Raw genomic sequence first — 17,598 nt, 5'->3', positions numbered from 1 at the left:
ACAACCGGGCGGAGAGGGTGATGCAATCGCGCTGATCCCCGACGAGCAGTTTTTCGGCACCCTCTCCAGCTTGCTAGAGAGGGCGGGGGGTGAGGTGATTTCCCTATTTTGCGTCGGCGGAGGCACGAGCCAAGGGAACGACTTCAACCTCGCCGCCGCGGTTGCACCCGCCGCAGACCATGAATTGCAGGGATCTGGTATCGCCCCAGCGTGATTGCGCCGCCCGCGCCAGCTCAGCCGCGCGATCTTCTCCGGCCACGATCGCGAAGCCGGTCGGCCCCCACGAACTCTGCCCGACGCCGGCAATGCCCTGGCTCTCGATCCAGGCGAGCGCTTCGGCAACCGCCGGGCTCGCGAATCGTCCGCCCTGCGCAGGCGAGAAATAGTCGCCCGTGATGCGTTGCAGTTCGCCGATGGAGCTGCCAAAGCTTTCGATATCGCGCTCCGCCATCGCCGGCAGCGCCTGCATGAGCATCAGGCGGCAAAGATGATTCGCCAGTGTTTCGGGAAATGCCGGCAATGTCTGAAATGCAACGTTCTCGAGTTCGCCGTGAAGCCCGCGACTATCCTGTTCGAGCACCAGCACGACACGCCAGTCCGCCGGGAATTCCACCCTCGACACAATCGGCGGGGGATCGTCGCTTGCCCCTTTTCCACCATCCACCAGAAACCCGCCGAACTCGAAAGCCCCCGCGCCTATTCCGGAGCGTTGCCCGCGCTGCGCGACTACAGCCACTTCGCGAACGGAGAGTTCAATCCGATAAAGCTTAGCAAGCGCGACCCCGACCGCGATGCCGAGTTGCGTGCCCGACCCCAGACCCATGTGTTCAGGAATGGTCCGGGAAATGGTGATGCGGAAATCGCGCGGAAGATTGAATCGGTCGCAAAGCAAATTGGCAAACGCCTCGGCGCGTCCCGCTTGCGCCCCCGATATCGCGAACGCAGAAGCACGCTCGATGGACAACTCGACGCACGGTCCCTCGAGCGTCAAGCCGACGCTGCCAAAGCGTCGGCCCCTCGAACCATTCATGTCCAGGAAGCCGAGGTGCAATCTCGCTGGAGCCGTGACGGAAACTGTGCGCACGCCTGTCCTCATCGTTGGGTCGCCGGTTCTCACATTGGGTCTTGTTGCGAGTAACACGTACCATGACGCGATCGGTTAAAGTTTACATCGCAGCCCAAACGGAACACCGAAAAGTTTTTCGCAACAGGTGTTCACTTTCGGAGCATTGGGATCGAATATGTACAGTAATGCGACACCCCTAGGAGGGTTCCAAGAAATTCCTTCTCCGAAGGTTGACGAATGATGTCTGACATGGTCCGCGCGCGGGAATTCGACAACGTGCCCTGTCCGTTCTGCGGGCTGCTGTGTGACGACCTGCGCGTGGCGCTGACAAAAGGCGTGGCAACGGTTGCCGCCCACGGATGTGCGCGAAGTCGCGCATTGTTTGCGGCGAATGCCAGTGATCCGGCGACTGCGCTGGTGGACGATAAGCCCGCCGATCTCGCCGCGGCGATCGGTCGCGGGGCAGAGATCCTGCGGGCGGCCCGGCGGCCGCTGCTGATTTCGGCGGGAACGGACGTCGCAGGCATGCGGGTTCTGGTCGATCTCGCCGAGAGATGCGGTGGCATCGTGGATCACGCGAACGGCGACGCGTTGTTCCGCAATCTGCGCGTTCTGCAGAATACCGGCTGGATCAGCACCACGTTTACCGAAGTTCGCAATCGTGCCGATCTCCTGGTGGTGGCCGGCACCGGCATCAGCCGCCGCTTTCCGCGCTTCTTCGAACGCTGCTATGGCGACTTCGAGACGCTGTTCGAGACCGGCGTGCGCGAGCTGTGGTTTCTCGGCGAAGTGCCGGATGATCTGCCGGCCACATTGCGCCAGAGGACAGAATCGCTCGCCGTCGATCCGGCCCGGCTCGCTGAATTCTTCTCCACGCTGCTTGCGCTCTTCGCGGGACGCGCCCTCAGGGCACAAACGGTGGCGGGCGTGCCGAGCGGAAAGCTATCCGAACTGCTGAAGCGCATGCGCTCCGCACGTTACGGCGTTCTGACCTGGGCCGCGGCGGATCTCGCGTTCGCGCACGCCGATCTCGCGATCCAGTCCATGTGCGAATTGGTCCGGGCATTGAATTCTGAAACCCGGTTTTCCGTTCTGCCGCTCGGCGGCAGCGACGGCGACCTGACCGCATTGCAGGTCACGACCTGGCAGACCGGCTTTCCCGTGCAGGTGAATTTCTGCGGTGGCGCGCCCGCCCAGGACCCGGCGCGGCATCTTGCCCGGCAGGGCGAGGTCGACGCCATGGTCTTCGTGTCCGCGCTGGACGCCACGCGCACGCCACCCGCCGGCAAGATTCCCTCGATCGTGCTCGGCCGCGCCGGCATGCGCGCCGGCGGCTGCTCGGTATTCATCCCGGTTTCGGTTCCCGGTTTGCACCACACCGGCCATCTCTACCGGGCCGACAATGTTGTCGCCATTCACTTGCGCAAACTCGCCGGGTCCGCGCTGCCGTCTGCCGCGCAGGCCTTGCAGCGCATCCTCGACGCCATGAAGGAGCCGCATTGATCCGGCTCAGCGGCGGCCGGGTCTACGATCCCGCTCATCGGGTCGATGGCGAGGTACGCGATCTGTTCGTGCACGACGGCCGCATCGTCATGGCACCGTCGCTGGGAACATTTATCGATCGCGAGTACGATCTCTCCGGCCGAATCGTCATGGCCGGCGCAATCGACTTGCATACCCACATCGGCGGCGGCAAGGTCAACATCGCGCGCGCCATGCTGCCCGAAGATCATCGCGACAGCGCCTTTGCGCGAACAGACATCACTCGTTCCGGCAGCGGCGTTGCCGCGCCCTCGACTTTCGCTACCGGTTATCGCTATGCCGAGATGGGCTACACCGCGTGCTTCGAGCCGGCCATGCTGCCGGTCAACGCACGCCAGGCCCATATGGAAATGGGCGACACGCCGATCGTCGACAAGGGCGGCTACGCCTTGCTCGGCAACGACGATTTCCTGTTGCGGCTGATGGCCGCCGACGCCGAACAGAGTGTGATCAACGACTATGTTGCCTGGACGCTGCATGCCACCCAGTGCGTCGCCATCAAGGTCGTCAACCCCGGCGGCATCAGCGCATTCAAGTTCAACGCGCGCCACCTCGATGTCGACGAACCGCATCCGCACTACAGAGTGACCCCAAGGGAGATCCTGACTACATTGACGCGCGCGCTGCACGAACTCTCGATACCGCATCCGCTGCACGTCCATGCCAGCAATCTCGGTGTGCCCGGCAACGCGGCATCGACGCTCGCGACCATGGACGCCGCCGAAGGCCTGCCGATCCATCTGACGCACATCCAGTTCCACAGCTACGGCACCGAGGGCGAGCGCAAGTTCTCCTCCGCGGCGGCCAGCATCGCGGAAGAGATCGACCGTCATGCCAACGTATCCGCCGATGTCGGCCAGATCATGTTCGGTCAGACCGTGACCGCCTCGGGCGACACCATGGCGCAGCATCGCAACGCAGGGCATGCGCATCCGAACAAATGGCTGTGCATGGACATCGAATGCGACGCCGGCTGCGGCGTCGTGCCGTTTCGCTATCGCGACGGTAACTTCGTCAACGCGCTGCAATGGGCCATCGGTCTGGAACTGTTCCTGCGCGTGAAAGATCCCTGGCGGGTGTTTCTGACCACCGATCATCCGAACGGCGCACCGTTCACCAGCTACCCACACCTGATCCGGCTGCTGATGGACAAGGGTTTTCGCAACGAGAAGCTCGCGCAGCTTCATCCGGACGCGGCTGCGCACAGCCAGCTCGCCTCGCTGGACCGCGAGTACTCGCTCTATGAAATTGCGATCATGACCCGTGCCGCGCCGGCGCGCAGCCTGGGTCTCGCCGACCGCGGACATCTGGGTGTCGGCGCGGCCGCCGATATCACGGTATACCGGGATGATCCCGATCGCGAGAAAATGTTCCATGGGCCCGAATACGTCTTCAAGGACGGTGAAGTGGTTGCGCGCGACGGACGCATCGTGAAGGTCGTGCGTGGCGCCACCCACGTCGTTCGCCCCGACTTCGATCGCGGTATAGAGAAAAGGCTGCAGGAATATTTCGAGCGCTACCACACCATCCGCTTCGCTAACTTTCCGATCTCCACGGACGAACTGGTCGAATGCGGCAGCCGCGAAACCCTGGTGCATGCCTGCGCGAGGCCACCGCAATGATCCTCAACGGCGTCGCCATCGACGATACCTTCGCCGAAGCCTTCGGCATGCGCGCCACCCGCATCCTGGTCACCGCGCTGAATCTCAAATGGGCTTATCACGCGGCGCGAGCAGTGACCGGCTTCGCCACCTCGGTCATCGGCTGCGGATGCGAGGCCGGAATCGAGCGTGAACTGTCCGCGGAGGAAACGCCGGACGGCCGTCCCGGATTGTCCGTACTCCTGTTCGCGGTCTCGGGCAAGGAACTCGCCAAACAGGTCGAGCGCCGCGTCGGCCAGTGCGTATTGACCGCGCCGACTTCCGCCGTGTTCGCCGGACTCGACGGCGAAGCCATTAATCTCGGCCGGAATCTGCGCTTCTTCGGCGACGGCTTTCAGATATCCAAAATCATCGGCGGCAAGCGTTACTGGCGGATACCGGTGATGGACGGCGAGTTCTTCTGCGAGGAAACCACCGGCATGATCAAGGCCGTCGGCGGAGGCAACTTCCTGGTGCTCGCGCGCGGTCAATCCGAAGCGCTCGCTGCCTGCGAAGCGGCCATCGAAGCGATGGCCAAGCTGCGCGGTGTCATCATGCCCTTTCCGGGTGGCGTAGTGCGCTCCGGTTCGAAGGTCGGCTCGAAATACAAGGCGCTTTCCGCGTCGACAAACGACGCGTTCTGTCCGACATTGCGCGGGGCGGTAAAAAGCGAGCTGTCGCCGGAAACCGGCGCGGTGCTGGAAATCGTGATCGACGGGCTGACTGAAGCCGACGTGCGCAACGCCATGCGCGCTGGAATCGACGCGGTGTGCAGGGCCGGAGCCGACGGCGGCATCCTGCGCGTAAGCGCGGGCAATTACGGTGGCAAGCTCGGCCAGTATCACATCGAACTGCACGACATCATGCTATGGCAGCGCTGACGCTCACCCTGCGCAACGCTCCCGCCCGCAGCATTGATCTATCCCCGCTGACGCCCCAACGGCTGACCGGGCTGGACAAGTCCGCAATCGGCGCGCTGCACATACGCGGTGGATTGCGTGTCGCGGATGTATTCGATATCGATGCCGGGGATGCGCAACACCTGGTCATTCGCAACAGTTGCGACCGGCTGACGCATATCGGTGCCGCCATGCGCTCCGGCACGATCACCGTCGAGGGCGACTGCGGCGCGTACGCGGGTCTGGGTCTGAACGGCGGACACCTGAACGTTAGCGGCAATGCCGGCTCGTTTGCCGGCAGCGGGATGAAAGCGGGACTGATCCAGATCCACGGCAACGCCGGTGAATTCGCCGGTGGCGCGCTGGCGGGGGACAGGCAGGGCATGCGCGGCGGAATTCTTGCGATCCACGGCGATGCCGGTGACCGCACCGGCGAACGCATGCGGCGCGGCCTGTTGCTGGTCGGTGGAAACGCCGGTGCGTATTGTGGCGCAAACATGCTGGCCGGAACGCTCTTCGTCGCGGGCAAGGTGGGGATGATGCCGGGCTTCTCGCTCAAGCGCGGTACGCTGCTGCTGGCCTGCGTGCCGGACAATCTTCCGGTTACGTTCCAGGACAGCGGGGAACATTCGCTGTTGTTCCTGACGCTTCTGGAAAGACAACTACAGCGGGATCACCCGTCTTTTGCGCGCTTCCTGCCATTCAGTCAAAAAGTGCGGCGCTACTGCGGCGACCTTGCCTGGGGCGGCACCGGGGAAATCCTGATTTTCTCTTGAAGCAGCTTTCGCCTGATGCGGCAGCCGCTCCCCGGTTCAGCGGTTATCGAGATCCGAGATGCGTTCCTCGTAGGCTTTGAGCATGCACTCGACGTCGTTGCAGACGTCGCGTGCGTCGTGAATCCAAGCGCGCTGGGCTTCCATCAACGACCTGGGTTCGGCGCCGCGATGGATCGCCCCGCGAAACGCCAGCGCCATGCGTTCGTCCGCTTCGGCCAGCCGCGGGTTCGAGCACAATAATTTCTCGCTATTGGTTATCGCGCGGCTGCAATCCAGAGCCGCCAGGACGGGTGCGGGAACCGCCAGCGCGATGCTGATGACGAGAACGGCGGGCGCGTTCACGCGAGCAGTCTCCCGCCCTCGAGCACCGGCACTGCATCCAGCGCGCTCAGGCGGGCCGCGAAATGAACTTCGTGGGTGAGATTGCGCTCGGCCATCATGCGCCCGACGCGCGCGCGCAGCAGGCAATCGGCCGCGTCCTCGCTGCGGAACAGGCTTCGCGCCGCCAGCGCGGCATCGGAAAAGTCGCTGTTCTCATCGAGCGCGCGCGACAGCAGATCGACCAGATACCCGGCACCGTACAGGTCTTCGAGATTGACCATGCCCATCGATCCCGAGCAGACGATCAGGATCGTCTTGCCCGGATGCTTGTCCAGAACGCGATTGACCACCGCTTCGCCATTCAGCAACGCCGCGGCGTAAACATGATCCGCTCGCGACGATTGCCGTAGCGCGACGGTGCCATTGGTCGTCGAATAGATCAGCTTGCGGCCGGCGATCTTCTCTTCGAGCAAGGCCAGCGGCGTCGGCGACGCGAATCCCGGCAGTGTTTCGGCATAGAGCTCGCCGGCCAGGATGTAGCTGCCCTGCGGGTGTTTCTGCGCTTCCGCCCTCGCCCCGGCTTCGTCCAGCGTGGGAATGACTTCGGTCGCGCCATTGGCGAGCGCCGTGATGATGGTCGACGTGGCGAACAGCACATCGAGTACGATCGCGACCTTGCCTTCCAGCCGTTCGTGATCGAGTTCTTCCTTGCGGCACAGCACGTGCACCTTGTGCTTGAACAGCATGTTCACGTCGTTGGGCTCCCCGGGTTGCGGCGGCGGAACATCCCATAACCTTGCATGGACATCACCATCTCTCCATCCTGGTTGAACACTTCCCACAGATTGCTGACGATGCCGATGTCCGGCTTGCTCTTCGACGTACGCGTTTCCAGCGTGGTGCGCCGCGCGCTGATCGTGTCGCCCGGCCGCACCGGTTTCAGCCATTTCAGATTGTCGATGCCGGGAGAACCGGCGCTGGCCGATTGCAACAGGTAGGCGTCGCACATCATGCGCATGACCATGGCGCAGGTATGCCAACCGCTGGCGATCAGGCCACCGTACATCGACTGCTTCGCCGCCGCTTCGTCGACATGAAACGATTGCGGATCGAACTGCCTGGCAAACTCGATGACTTCATCCATGTCGACGCGCTTGCCGCCGATCTGTTCGACTTCACCGACCTTGAAATCTTCCCAGTATCTTGTTATCAACGTTCAACCTCCAAAAAAGGTCTTCACCGCAAAGGCGCAAAGGACGCAAAGGGAACGCAAAGGAAAGCAATGCAATGTGAATGGATCGCTGGGTGATTTACGCTGCTCGACATGGCACCACACATGACTTGCATGCGCAGAGAAAATCAACCTTGGCAGGATTTACTAACCCTCACCGCTTTTCGAGCTTCCATGTCCTCCTTTGCGTTCCCTTTGCGTCCTTTGCGTCTTTGCGGTGAAATTCAGATCTTGACCCAGGACTTGCGGGGGGGCTTCATTTGCGCACCAGCGTCGCCTTCCTTCATGGTCGCGAAGCGCGTGCGCTGGCTCGCAGAATTGCCGAACAGCACATCGATCGCAGTCAACCGCTTGAAATAGTGGCTGACGTTCAGCTCGTCGGTCATGCCCATGCCGCCGTGGAGCTGGATCGCCTGCTGGCCGACGAAGCGGCCCGCGCGGCCGGCCATTTCCTTTGCCGCGGCGACGGTGCGCCGGCGCTCCGAAACATCCGCCGAGTCCACTTTCGAAGCGGCCAGCAAGGCCATCGAGCGCGCCTGCTCGAGTTGCACCAGCATGTCGACTGCGCGATGCTGCAAGGCCTGGAAGCGGCCGATCGGCTGGCCGAATTGCTGCCGTGTCTTCAGATACTCCACCGTCGTCGCGCGCAACGCGTCCATGATGCCAACCGCCTCGGCACACAACGCGGCCATTGCACGATCGAGCACTGCGTCGATCAACGGCATGGCCTGGTCGAGGGTGCCGATCACCGATTCGGGACCCAGCTTTACGCCGGAGAGTTGCAGATCGAGTGCACGAGTGCCGTCGAACAAGGGATATTCCTGGCCGCCGAGATTTTCCTCGTCGGCCTCGACGATGAACAAGGTGACGCCGCGCGTGTCTCCGGGACCGCCGGTGGTACGCGCCGACACGATGAACTTGTCCGCCACCGAACCGTGCAGCACCAGCGTCTTCTCGCCTTCGAGCACGAACACGTTGCCGTCGCGGGTCGCCCGCGTCCCGACATGGCCGAGATCGAAACGCGCGTCCGGCTCGGCATGCGCGAAAGCCAGGATCAGCGAACCGTCGATGATCTTCGGCAGCAGAATCTTTTTCTGCCATTCGGCCGCGCCCAGCGCCACACAGCCTCCGGCCAGAACCACCGTCGCGAGATAAGGTTCGAGGGTGAGGTTGCGGCCGAGCGCTTCCATCACCAGCATCGTTTCCACGCCACCGCCGCCGAATCCGCCGTCCTCCGGCGAGAACGGCACGCCGAGCACCCCCAGCGAGGCCAGCCCCTGCCAGAGTTGAGCATTCATCGGCTGGCGATCCGCCAGCATCCGGCGGCGCTGCTCAAAGGTGAAATTTTTCTCGAGGAAGCGCGCCACGCTGTCCTTGAGCATCGTCTGTTCTTCAGTCAGTGAAAAGTCCATATCTGTAGACCTTGAACCGCGGAGGGCACGGAGAACTGCAAATCCCAGGCAATTCTCTCCAGTTCCCGTTCTATTGCCTTCCTCCGTGTTCTAAAAGGGTACTCCACGCTTCGCGAGGGTATCCATGTCCTCCGTGGTGAAAGATCTTGACTTTCAAAGTCCCAGAACCATCTGCGCTACGATGTTGCGCTGGATTTCGTTGGAGCCGCCGTAGATGGTGGTCTTGCGGTAATTGAAGTAGCGCGCCGCCAGCGGCGCGGCGTAGTCGGGGCCGACATGCGCGCCGATCCAGTGGTCGCCCCAGGCCATCGGCAGGTGCGGCAGCGCGTAAGGCCCGACGGCATCCATCATGAGTTCGGTCAGTTCCTGCTGGATCTCGGTGCCCTTGATCTTGAGGATGGATGCTTCCGGACCCGGGGCCTTGCCGTCGCGATCCGCGCTCGCTACGCGAAGGCAGGTGATCTCGAGCGCCATCAGGTCGATCTCGACGCGAGCAACACGATCGCGGAACAGGGGATCTTGCATCAGCGGTCTGCCGCTCTCCTGTTCCTGCGTGGCGATGTGCTTCAGGTATTGCAGCTCGCGTTTCGACGCGCCGACGCCGGCGATGCCGGTCCGCTCGTGCGACAGCAGGAACTTGGCGCAGGTCCAGCCGCGGTTTTCCTCGCCGACCAGGTTCTGCGCCGGCACCTCGACGTTCTCGAACCAGATTTCGTTGACCTCATGCTCGCCGTCGAGCGTGATGATCGGTCGCACCGTGATGCCGGGGGAATGCATGTCGATCAGCAGAAAAGAAATGCCGTCCTGCTTCTTGCCGCCGCTGGACGTTCGCACCAGGCAGAAGCACATGTCGGCCCACTGGCCGTGCGTGTTCCAGGTTTTCTGGCCATTGACGATGTAGTGGTCGCCTTTGCGTTCGGCGCGCGTCTTCAGCGACGCGAGGTCGGAACCCGAGCCCGGCTCGGAATAGCCCTGGCACCACCAGTCTTCGCTGGAAAGGATGCGCGGCAGATAATGCTTTTTCTGCTGTTCGGTGCCGAAGGCGATGATCACCGGGCCGACCATGTGCAGGCCGAACGGCGTCAGTCGCGGCGCGCCGGCCGCCGCGCTCTCGTCTTCGAAAATGAAGCGCTGGATCGAAGACCAGCCGGTGCCGCCGTATTCCACCGGCCAGCCGGCGGCAATCCAGCCCTTCTCGAACAGGATTTTCTGCCAGCGCACGTAGTCGTCCTTGCCGAGCCGCTTGTGCTCAAGGACTTTTCTGGACAGGTCGCCCGGCAGGTGGCTGCGGATGAATTCGCGCACTTCGCCGCGAAATGCGGTTTCTTCCTTCGTGTAATTCAGGTCCATCGGGGAGTTCCTGGTCGGATCGATGCGGCCGGACGCCCTCAGGCCATCGCGAGGCACCACGCCGGGCAGCGAAGGATAAGCGATGCTCGGGACCCAAGCAAATCCCGGCTGGATGCCGGACGCCGCACGGCACTATAATGACCACTCGAATCAACGCTTTTGCGCAGCCTCCCTCGAGGCTGGTCGACGAGGACGCGATCATGAACATGCCAGACGAAAAAGCCCTGCGCCATTTGAATGCTTCCCTGAATCTCGATGCGCTGTGGATCCCCTTCACCGCCAACCGCCAGTTCAAGGCCGCGCCGCGTTTGCTGGTGTCGGCCAAGGACATGTATTACCAGACCCATGACGGCCGCAAAGTGCTCGACGGCATCGCCGGCCTGTGGGCGGTCAATGCCGGCCACTGCCGCCGCCAGATCGTCGATGCGATCAAGCAACAGGCCGAAACCATCGATTACGCGACCGGATTCCAGATGCACCATCCCGCCGCCTTCCAGGCAGCGGAAAAACTGGTCTCGATCACGCCGCAGGGACTCAACCGGGTGTTCTTCACCAACTCCGGGTCCGAAGCGGTCGATACCGCGCTGAAAATCGCGCTCGCCTATCACCGCGTACGCGGCGAGGGCACCCGGCGCATCCTGATCGGGCGCGAACGCGGTTATCACGGCGTGGGCTTCGGCGGCATCTCGGTCGGCGGCATGGTCGGCAACCGCAAGACTTTCGGCAACATGCTGGGGTCGGTGGATCATCTGCGCCACACGCACGATCTTGCGCGCAACGCCTTCTCGCGCGGACTGCCCGAGTACGGCGCGGAACTCGCCGACGACCTGGAACGGCTGGTGCAACTGCACGACGCGTCCAATATCGCTGCGGTAATCGTCGAACCGGTTGCGGGCTCCACCGGCGTGCTGCTGCCGCCGAAGGGTTATCTGCAGAAGCTGCGCAGCCTCTGCGACAAATACGGCATCCTTCTGATATTCGACGAAGTCATCACCGGCTTCGGCCGGACCGGCAAAGCCTTTGCGGCGCAGACGTTCGGCGTGACGCCGGACATCATCACCTGCGCCAAGGCGTTGACCAATGCGGCCGTGCCCATGGGCGGCGTGATCGTGAAGCAAGGCATCTACGACACCTTCATGGAAAAAGGCGGTCCCGACGCGGCCATCGAGTTCTACCACGGGTACACCTACTCCGGCCATCCGCTGGCTGCCGCGGCCGCGTGCGCCTCCCTCGATCTGTTCCGGGACGAAAAGCTGTTCGAGCGCGTCGCCGAGCTGGCACCGTACTGGGAAGACGCAGCACATTCGCTCAAGGGACTGCCGCACGTGATCGACATCCGCACGATCGGACTGGTGGTCGGCATCGAACTGCAACCCATGGCCGACAAACCCGGCGCGCGCGCCTTCGAAGCTTTCCTGCGCGCCTACGACAAGAATGTCCTGATCCGTACCACCGGCGACACGATCGCGATGTCGCCTCCGTTCATCATCGAAAAGGCACAGATCGACCAGCTCTTCGATACCGTGCGCGACGTTTTGAAGACTCTTCCTTGAAATAACCCTTCACCGCAAAGACGCAAAGGCGCAAAGGAAACGCAAAGAAGTGCAAGCGGATAAGCAACTGAACAGAGGACGGACTGACATTCTCTCCATTTATTTCGATGCACTTTCAAAGTTTCTGGTTTAGCTTTCCTTTGCGTTTCCTTTGCGCCTTCGCGCCTTTGCGGTTAGCGGTATTAAGAAAATGAATTTCGTCATCGCCCAGATGCAGCACGAGACCAACACCTTCTCGCCGGTGCCGACGCCGTGGGAGGAGTTCGGGCCCAAGGGGCCGTACCTCGGACGCGAAGCTTTCGAGGCGATGAAGGGCAAGGGCATGGCCATGGCAGCGTTCCTGGACCTGGCTGCGAAGGCCGGCGCGGAGGTGGTCACGCCGATCGCCGCCTGGGCGAACCCGAGCGGGCCGGTGGACGGCAACGCCTATGACCGCATTTGCGAGGCGATTTGCAGTGAGGTTGCCAAGGGCTGCGATGCGGTGTTGCTCGACCTGCACGGCGCCATGGTGGTGGCGGACCGCACCGACGACGGCGAAGGCACGTTGCTCGAGAAAATCCGCAACATTGCACCACGCACGCCGATCGCGGTATCGCTGGACCTGCACGCCAACGTCACCGAACGCATGGTGCGCAACTGCGACGTCATCGCCGGGTACAAGACCTATCCGCACGTGGACCAGTACGAATCCGGGCAACTCGCCGGCTCCATCCTGCTGCGCATGATGAAGGGCGAGGTCAAGCCGGTGATGGCGTGGGGCAACGCGCCGATCCTGGCGCAGACGCTGCGCCAGAACACCGCCGAAGGTGCGATGAAGGATTTCGTCGACGCCGCCCGCGCGGCGGAACGCGACGGCCTGCTGGCCGCCACCGCATTCGGCGGCTTCCAGATGGCCGACATTCACGACGCCGGCATCAGCGTGGTCACCGTTGCGGACGCCGGCAAATCTGCAGCCGCGAGCGCGTGCAATGCGATCCTGGAAGTTGCCTGGGCGCAAAAGGAAGATTTTATCTACCGCGGACAGCCGCTTGAGCAGTCGATCGCGCAGGCGAAGCGCATGGGCGAACAGTCGGGTGGACCGATCCTGCTGCTGGATCACGCCGACAACTGCGCCTCCGGCTCAACGCAGGACACGATGTACGTGCTGCGCGAGGCGCTGCGCCAAGGCTTGACCGGCATCGCGGTGGCGCCGATCCGCGATCCGGAAGCCGTGGCGAGGATGATTGAGGCCGGCAAGAACGCGCGGGTATCGCTTCCAGTGGGCGGCAAAATGGACATGCCCTCGATCCGGCGCAAGGGGGAGCCTTTGCTGCTGAGCGGGGTCATCCGCACGATCACGGACGGCGAGTACACCATCACCGGCCCGCAGTTCACCGGGATGCGCTGCTTCATGGGCAGGACCGTGGTGCTCGACACCGGCACCGCGCAGGTCGTCATCTCCGAGCGCAATCAGGAACCGTGGGACCGCGGCGTGTTCGAAAGCGCCGGCATCGACCCCGCACGCCAGCGCTACCTGCTGCTGAAGTCGCGCATGTACTTCCGGCCGGTGTTCCTGCCGATCGCGAAGGGCATGGTGTTCTGTGACGCTCCCGGCGTGTCGTCCTCGGACTGGACCGAGTTCGAATACCGCAAGATCCGGCGACCGATCTATCCGCTGGATGAAAATTTTGCCAACGGCCGCAAGGCCGCGGCCGCATAACGCACAAGACCGAACAGTCAGAGGAGAAACAAACGTGAACAAACCACTGAACCAGGCCTCAGTCCTGGAAGAACTTCACCACTACATAGGCGGAACCGAAGTCGCCGGCCGTAGCGGGCGCCACGGCGATGTCTACAATCCGGCGCTGGGCAGCGTGAAGGCCCGGGTGCCGTTCGCAGCCGAAGCGGAAGTCTCCGCTGCCGTCGAGGCGGCGCAGAAGGCATTCCCAGCTTGGGCCGCCACACCGCCGCTGCGTCGTGCGCGCGTGATGTTCAAGTTCAAGGAATTGCTGGACATGCACGCCGACAGGCTCGCCGCAATCGTCACCAGCGAGCACGGCAAGGTTTTATCCGACGCCAAAGGCGAAGTCACCCGTGGCATCGAAGTCGTCGAGTTCGCCTGCGGCATTCCGCACCTGCTCAAGGGCGAGTACACCGAACAGGTCGGCACCGGCGTGGACAGCTACTCCGTGCGCCAGCCGCTGGGCGTCTGCGCCGGCATCACCCCATTCAATTTCCCGATGATGGTGCCGATGTGGATGTACCCGATCGCCATCGCCTGCGGCAACACTTTTGTCCTCAAACCCTCCGAGCGCGATCCGTCGGCGAGCCTTTACGTGGCAAAGCTGCTGAAGGAAGCGGGATTGCCTGACGGCGTGTTCAACGTTGTGCACGGCGACAAGGTCGCAGTCGATGCGCTGCTGCACGATCCGCGTATCTCGGCGGTGAGCTTCGTCGGTTCTACGCCTATCGCAGAATACATCTACCGCACGGGTACCGCTTCAGGGAAACGGGTGCAGGCGCTAGGCGGCGCGAAGAACCATCTGGTCGTGATGCCGGATGCCGATCTCGATCAAGCCGTGGATGCGCTGATCGGCGCGGCCTACGGTTCCGCGGGCGAACGCTGCATGGCGATCTCGGTTGCGGTCGCCGTGGGAAATATCGCCGACAAGCTGGTGGAGAAACTTGCCGAACGCACCAAGGCGCTGAAGATCGACACCGGTACCGACGACGCGGCGGAAATGGGGCCGCTGGTCACGCGGCAGCATCTCGACAAAGTCAGCGGCTACGTGGATCTGGGCGTCAAGGAAGGCGCGAAACTGGTGGTGGACGGCCGCGGCCTCAAGGTCAAAGGCCACGAGAACGGCTTCTTCCTCGGTGGCTGCCTGTTCGACCAGGTCAAGCCGGACATGACGATCTACAAGGAAGAAGTGTTCGGCCCGGTGCTTGCGGTCACGCGCGTGCCCGATTTCGAAGCGGCGGTCGACCTGGTCAACAAACACGAATTCGGCAATGGCGTGTCGCTGTTCACGCGCGACGGCGACTGCGCGCGGGAATTCGCCATGCGCATCCAGATCGGCATGGTCGGCATCAACGTGCCGATCCCGGTGCCCATGGCCTTCCACAGCTTCGGCGGGTGGAAGCGTTCGCTGTTCGGCGATCACTATGCCTACGGTCCCGAGGGCGTGCGTTTCTATTCGCACCTGAAGACGATCACGACGCGCTGGCCGACCGGCATCCGCAAAGGCGCCGAGTTCGTCATGCCGACGATGAAGTAAGGTTAGGGGCTAGGGGCTAGGGGCTAGGGGCTAGGGAGAGAATCATGAAGCGTTGCTTACTCGTTGCAATGATTTTCGCGGTCGTATTGCTGTCCGCCTGCGAAAAAAGCAAGCCGCCCACGCCTAAGTCAAGCGCTACGCCGGACACGCATCCGGTGAAGAACGTCGAATCTTTGCCGTCCGGGACCATTCGGGAAGGCGCGCGTACCATGAACCGGGCCACGGACCTGGGAACAAACCTCGAGCAACAGAAACAGGATCGCGACAAGGAAGCGGAAACTCAGAACAAGTAACACGGGGGGGCACCATGGCCAGGATCGAAAACGCGGACGCGTTACGAGAACTGATCGGCTCGCCCGGTGAGATGGTGCCGCACAAGATCCATCGCGAACTGAATGCCCGCGCCATCGGGTTCATCGGCAAATCGCCGATGCTGATGCTGTCCACGGCGGACGCCGGAGGCCGGGCGACCGTTTCGCCGAAAGGCGATCCGGCCGGATTCGTGCACGTCGAAAACAGCCGCACGCTGCTGATTCCCGAACGCAAGGGCAACAAGCTGATTTTTTCGCTGACCAATATCCTCGCCAATCCCGCCGTCGGACTACTATTCCTGGTTCCCGGCACCTGCGAAACCTTGCGAGTCCGGGGCGAAGCGGAACTGCTCGACGATCCGGCGTTGTGCGCAAAGGTGTCGGCCCGCGGCAGCAAGGCGCTGCTGGTCATCCGCGTGCGCGTCACCGAATGCTACTTCCATTGCGCCAAGGCCTTCCTGCGCAGCGACTTGTGGAAACCGGAAACCTGGTCGGAGAAAATGACCATCTCCTTCGGCGAAGAAATCGCCGAGAGCGGCGGCATCGGCCGGGAGTCGATCCGCGAATTCGATCAGGCCGTCGCCGGCCGCTACAAAACCGACCTATGACACGAAGAGACGCATGAAATCGCTGCGTGTGTTCGGTTTCGCCACTCTCACCCTGCTCCTGCCGCCTGCGCTTGCAGCGGCGGAGGACGTCTGGACCCAGAACGACGGCTACCTGAAGAGTGCCATCAACGACTGCAGCGCCGTCGTCGCCGACCGGGCGGTCTGCCGCAACTTCATCGGAGAAGCGCTGAACCGGTTGTTCGGCATCGGTGAATTCTGCACCCGTTCGCGCTGCATGAAGGCCGTTGAAATCGAATGGAAGATCCGCCACGATCCGGGCAAATGGAGTGCGTTGGGCACCGCGAACGATCAGGCAGTACTCGACAAAGCGCGCGAGTTCGCCGGAACCAAGGCCGTGCTCGCCATACTCAACGAGGAGGAGCGCGGCCAGATCGCGATCGTCATGCCCGGAGCCGCGGTCCCTTCCGGCAGATGGGGACTGAAAGTCCCGATCGGTGTCGGCGCGCGAGTCGATCGTCCCGAGGCGTCGGTCTACGCCAAGAGCCTCAACTGGCTGTTCGCCGATCCGGCGAAAGTGGTCATCTACGTCAGGTTGTAGCGCGGCGCCGGACATCATGAATCGGCTGTCCCCTATCCTCGCAGCCGCTTTGTTGCTGGCGTTAGCCGCATGCGCCACGCCGAAGAAAACCGAATCCGTTGCGCCGAAGGCGGCGCCACCACCTGCTGCCGAGGAACTGATCCGCGACAAATTCGTCGTTCCCGGCGAACGGGCGGGTCCGATCCTGCTGGGAATGTCGTTGCGCAAACTGGTCGGGGTCGTGGGCGAACCGGTGTCCAGCACCGCTGCGCGCATTCCGGGCGGTCGCAGCGCGCTGCTGTATCGCTATGCCGACCCGGATGCCTCACCGGATGGCGCGATGCTGGTCATGGTCAGGGAAACCGATCAGACGGTCTACTCGATTCAGCTCGACAGGATCGAAAGCTTCCAGACCCGCGAAGGCGTACGCTACGGTTCATCCGAAGCCTTGGTCCGGGCCAGCTTCGGCAAACCGCAATCCATCCAGGAATCCGGCGCCGGCGAAATTCCGCGCGCCTACTGCTATCTCAGCGGACTTGCCGTGCGCCTGAACGCCACGGGAAATGTGGAAAGCCTGACGGTGTTCCCCGGCTCAGACCTGCGCAAAATCTGCAAGGCGCAGTAGATTTCGCTCAGGCGCCGAGCGTCGTGCTCTCGCGGCCGTCGAGCGCGGCATCCAGCGTGTGCCAGCCCAGCAGCGCACAATTCACCCGCGAAGGAAACTCGCGAATCAATTCCAGCATCGGCAACTGGCCGGAATCGGCATGCAGATTCGAGGTGGCACCCGGGTCGCGCAACAACTTCTCGAAACTCCTGTACAGCGTTCTTGCCTCCTGCACCGTCTTGCCTTTCACCGTTTCGGTCATGATCGACGCGGACGCCATCGATATCCCGCAGCACTCGCACTGGAACGCGGCGTCGATGACGCGGCCCTCTTCCACCCTCGCGTAAACATCGAAGGTATCGCCGCACAGCGGATTGATGCCGTGCGCCTTGCGATTGGCGTCTGCCAGCTCATGGAAGTTGCGCGCATTCTTGATGTGATCGAGGATCACTTCGCTGTAGAGGCTCTTGGTTTCCGACACGAGCAGTCC

General features: G+C 62.8%; 18 protein-coding genes. 11 read left to right on the top strand and 7 right to left on the bottom strand.

What is annotated here, in order from left to right:
• Positions 1–103: 103 nt before the first annotated feature.
• Complete coding sequence (locus HY067_08455) at positions 104–1,096, bottom strand: GHMP kinase (protein ID MBI3527988.1); 993 nt, start codon at positions 1,094–1,096, stop codon at positions 104–106.
• 210 nt (positions 1,097–1,306) lie between these two features.
• Here HY067_08455 and HY067_08450 point away from each other — a divergent pair, with 210 nt between their 5' ends.
• From HY067_08450 to HY067_08435, 4 genes are read left to right on the top strand one after another with little or no spacing between them, the layout of a single operon-like run.
• Entirely contained in the window at positions 1,307–2,569 is a 1,263-nt protein-coding gene (locus tag HY067_08450; protein ID MBI3527987.1) for a formylmethanofuran dehydrogenase subunit B, read from the top strand.
• Complete coding sequence (locus tag HY067_08445) at positions 2,566–4,230, top strand: formylmethanofuran dehydrogenase subunit A (GenBank protein ID MBI3527986.1); 1,665 nt, start codon at positions 2,566–2,568, stop codon at positions 4,228–4,230. Before HY067_08450 ends, HY067_08445 begins: the two co-directional genes overlap by 4 nt.
• The gene (gene fhcD, locus HY067_08440) at positions 4,227–5,129 is read left to right on the top strand and encodes a formylmethanofuran--tetrahydromethanopterin N-formyltransferase (GenBank protein ID MBI3527985.1); all 903 of its coding nucleotides are present in this window, start codon (positions 4,227–4,229) and stop codon (positions 5,127–5,129) included. The genes HY067_08445 and fhcD overlap by 4 nt, the downstream gene beginning before the upstream one ends.
• Positions 5,117–5,923: a formylmethanofuran dehydrogenase subunit C gene (locus HY067_08435; GenBank protein MBI3527984.1), complete on the top strand. Its 807-nt coding sequence runs from the start codon at positions 5,117–5,119 to the stop codon at positions 5,921–5,923. Before fhcD ends, HY067_08435 begins: the two co-directional genes overlap by 13 nt.
• 36 nt (positions 5,924–5,959) lie before the next feature.
• Here the strand turns inward: HY067_08435 and HY067_08430 are convergent, their stop codons facing one another.
• The 5 genes from HY067_08430 to HY067_08410 form a co-directional block, all read right to left on the bottom strand.
• Entirely contained in the window at positions 5,960–6,265 is a 306-nt protein-coding gene (locus HY067_08430) for a hypothetical protein (protein ID MBI3527983.1), read from the bottom strand.
• A complete protein-coding gene (locus tag HY067_08425; GenBank protein MBI3527982.1) occupies positions 6,262–6,996 on the bottom strand; it encodes a 2-phosphosulfolactate phosphatase in 735 nt (244 codons plus the stop codon). Before HY067_08425 ends, HY067_08430 begins: the two co-directional genes overlap by 4 nt.
• Complete coding sequence (locus HY067_08420) at positions 6,993–7,388, bottom strand: MaoC family dehydratase (GenBank protein MBI3527981.1); 396 nt, start codon at positions 7,386–7,388, stop codon at positions 6,993–6,995. Before HY067_08420 ends, HY067_08425 begins: the two co-directional genes overlap by 4 nt.
• Before the next feature lie 311 nt (positions 7,389–7,699).
• On the bottom strand, positions 7,700–8,887 hold the full coding sequence (locus tag HY067_08415; protein ID MBI3527980.1) for an acyl-CoA dehydrogenase family protein: 1,188 nt from the start codon (positions 8,885–8,887) through the stop codon (positions 7,700–7,702).
• Between the two features lie 153 nt (positions 8,888–9,040).
• A complete protein-coding gene (locus tag HY067_08410) occupies positions 9,041–10,237 on the bottom strand; it encodes an acyl-CoA dehydrogenase family protein (protein ID MBI3527979.1) in 1,197 nt (398 codons plus the stop codon).
• A 206-nt stretch (positions 10,238–10,443) separates the two neighbouring features.
• Between HY067_08410 and HY067_08405 the strand changes: the two genes are divergently transcribed.
• The 7 genes from HY067_08405 (at position 10,444) to HY067_08375 (ending at position 17,129) form a co-directional block, all read left to right on the top strand.
• Entirely contained in the window at positions 10,444–11,790 is a 1,347-nt protein-coding gene (locus tag HY067_08405; GenBank protein MBI3527978.1) for an aspartate aminotransferase family protein, read from the top strand.
• Between the two features lie 190 nt (positions 11,791–11,980).
• Positions 11,981–13,489 carry a M81 family metallopeptidase gene (locus HY067_08400; GenBank protein ID MBI3527977.1) on the top strand — a complete coding sequence of 503 codons (1,509 nt, stop codon included), beginning with the start codon at positions 11,981–11,983 and terminating at the stop codon, positions 13,487–13,489.
• Complete coding sequence (locus HY067_08395) at positions 13,449–15,047, top strand: CoA-acylating methylmalonate-semialdehyde dehydrogenase (protein MBI3527976.1); 1,599 nt, start codon at positions 13,449–13,451, stop codon at positions 15,045–15,047. Before HY067_08400 ends, HY067_08395 begins: the two co-directional genes overlap by 41 nt.
• Positions 15,048–15,091: 44 nt before the next feature.
• On the top strand, positions 15,092–15,340 hold the full coding sequence (locus tag HY067_08390; protein MBI3527975.1) for a hypothetical protein: 249 nt from the start codon (positions 15,092–15,094) through the stop codon (positions 15,338–15,340).
• Positions 15,341–15,354: 14 nt separating this feature from the next.
• Positions 15,355–15,966, top strand: coding sequence for a pyridoxamine 5'-phosphate oxidase family protein (locus HY067_08385; protein MBI3527974.1), 612 nt, complete (start codon positions 15,355–15,357; stop codon positions 15,964–15,966).
• A gap of 13 nt (positions 15,967–15,979) precedes the next feature.
• Positions 15,980–16,525, top strand: coding sequence for a hypothetical protein (locus HY067_08380; protein MBI3527973.1), 546 nt, complete (start codon positions 15,980–15,982; stop codon positions 16,523–16,525).
• 16 nt (positions 16,526–16,541) lie between these two features.
• Complete coding sequence (locus HY067_08375) at positions 16,542–17,129, top strand: hypothetical protein (GenBank protein ID MBI3527972.1); 588 nt, start codon at positions 16,542–16,544, stop codon at positions 17,127–17,129.
• A gap of 7 nt (positions 17,130–17,136) precedes the next feature.
• Here the strand turns inward: HY067_08375 and HY067_08370 are convergent, their stop codons facing one another.
• On the bottom strand, positions 17,137–17,589 hold the full coding sequence (locus HY067_08370; GenBank protein ID MBI3527971.1) for an SUF system NifU family Fe-S cluster assembly protein: 453 nt from the start codon (positions 17,587–17,589) through the stop codon (positions 17,137–17,139).
• Positions 17,590–17,598 lie beyond the last annotated feature (9 nt).

Source organism: Betaproteobacteria bacterium (assembly GCA_016194905.1).
In the GTDB taxonomy this organism is placed as follows: domain Bacteria; phylum Pseudomonadota; class Gammaproteobacteria; order Burkholderiales; family JACQAP01; genus JACQAP01.
The sequence above is the reverse complement of the archived record's forward strand: the minus strand, read 5'-3'. Positions and strand labels throughout refer to the sequence as shown.

Bases quoted from the DNA above. Each gene is read 5' to 3' on its own strand.
- HY067_08410 (MBI3527979.1), bottom strand. From the start codon at position 10,237: ATGGACCTGAATTACACGAAGGAAGAAACCGCATTTCGCGGCGAAGTG.
- HY067_08405 (MBI3527978.1), top strand. From the start codon at position 10,444: ATGCCAGACGAAAAAGCCCTGCGCCATTTGAATGCTTCCCTGAATCTC.
- HY067_08415 (MBI3527980.1), bottom strand. From the start codon at position 8,887: ATGGACTTTTCACTGACTGAAGAACAGACGATGCTCAAGGACAGCGTG.
- HY067_08385 (MBI3527974.1), top strand. From the start codon at position 15,355: ATGGCCAGGATCGAAAACGCGGACGCGTTACGAGAACTGATCGGCTCG.
- HY067_08420 (MBI3527981.1), bottom strand. From the start codon at position 7,388: ATGGATGAAGTCATCGAGTTTGCCAGGCAGTTCGATCCGCAATCGTTT.
- HY067_08455 (MBI3527988.1), bottom strand. From the start codon at position 1,096: ATGAGGACAGGCGTGCGCACAGTTTCCGTCACGGCTCCAGCGAGATTG.
- HY067_08450 (MBI3527987.1), top strand. From the start codon at position 1,307: ATGTCTGACATGGTCCGCGCGCGGGAATTCGACAACGTGCCCTGTCCG.
- HY067_08435 (MBI3527984.1), top strand. From the start codon at position 5,117: ATGGCAGCGCTGACGCTCACCCTGCGCAACGCTCCCGCCCGCAGCATT.
- HY067_08400 (MBI3527977.1), top strand. From the start codon at position 11,981: ATGAATTTCGTCATCGCCCAGATGCAGCACGAGACCAACACCTTCTCG.
- HY067_08390 (MBI3527975.1), top strand. From the start codon at position 15,092: ATGAAGCGTTGCTTACTCGTTGCAATGATTTTCGCGGTCGTATTGCTG.
- fhcD (MBI3527985.1), top strand. From the start codon at position 4,227: ATGATCCTCAACGGCGTCGCCATCGACGATACCTTCGCCGAAGCCTTC.
- HY067_08380 (MBI3527973.1), top strand. From the start codon at position 15,980: ATGAAATCGCTGCGTGTGTTCGGTTTCGCCACTCTCACCCTGCTCCTG.
- HY067_08395 (MBI3527976.1), top strand. From the start codon at position 13,449: ATGAAAATTTTGCCAACGGCCGCAAGGCCGCGGCCGCATAACGCACAA.
- HY067_08375 (MBI3527972.1), top strand. From the start codon at position 16,542: ATGAATCGGCTGTCCCCTATCCTCGCAGCCGCTTTGTTGCTGGCGTTA.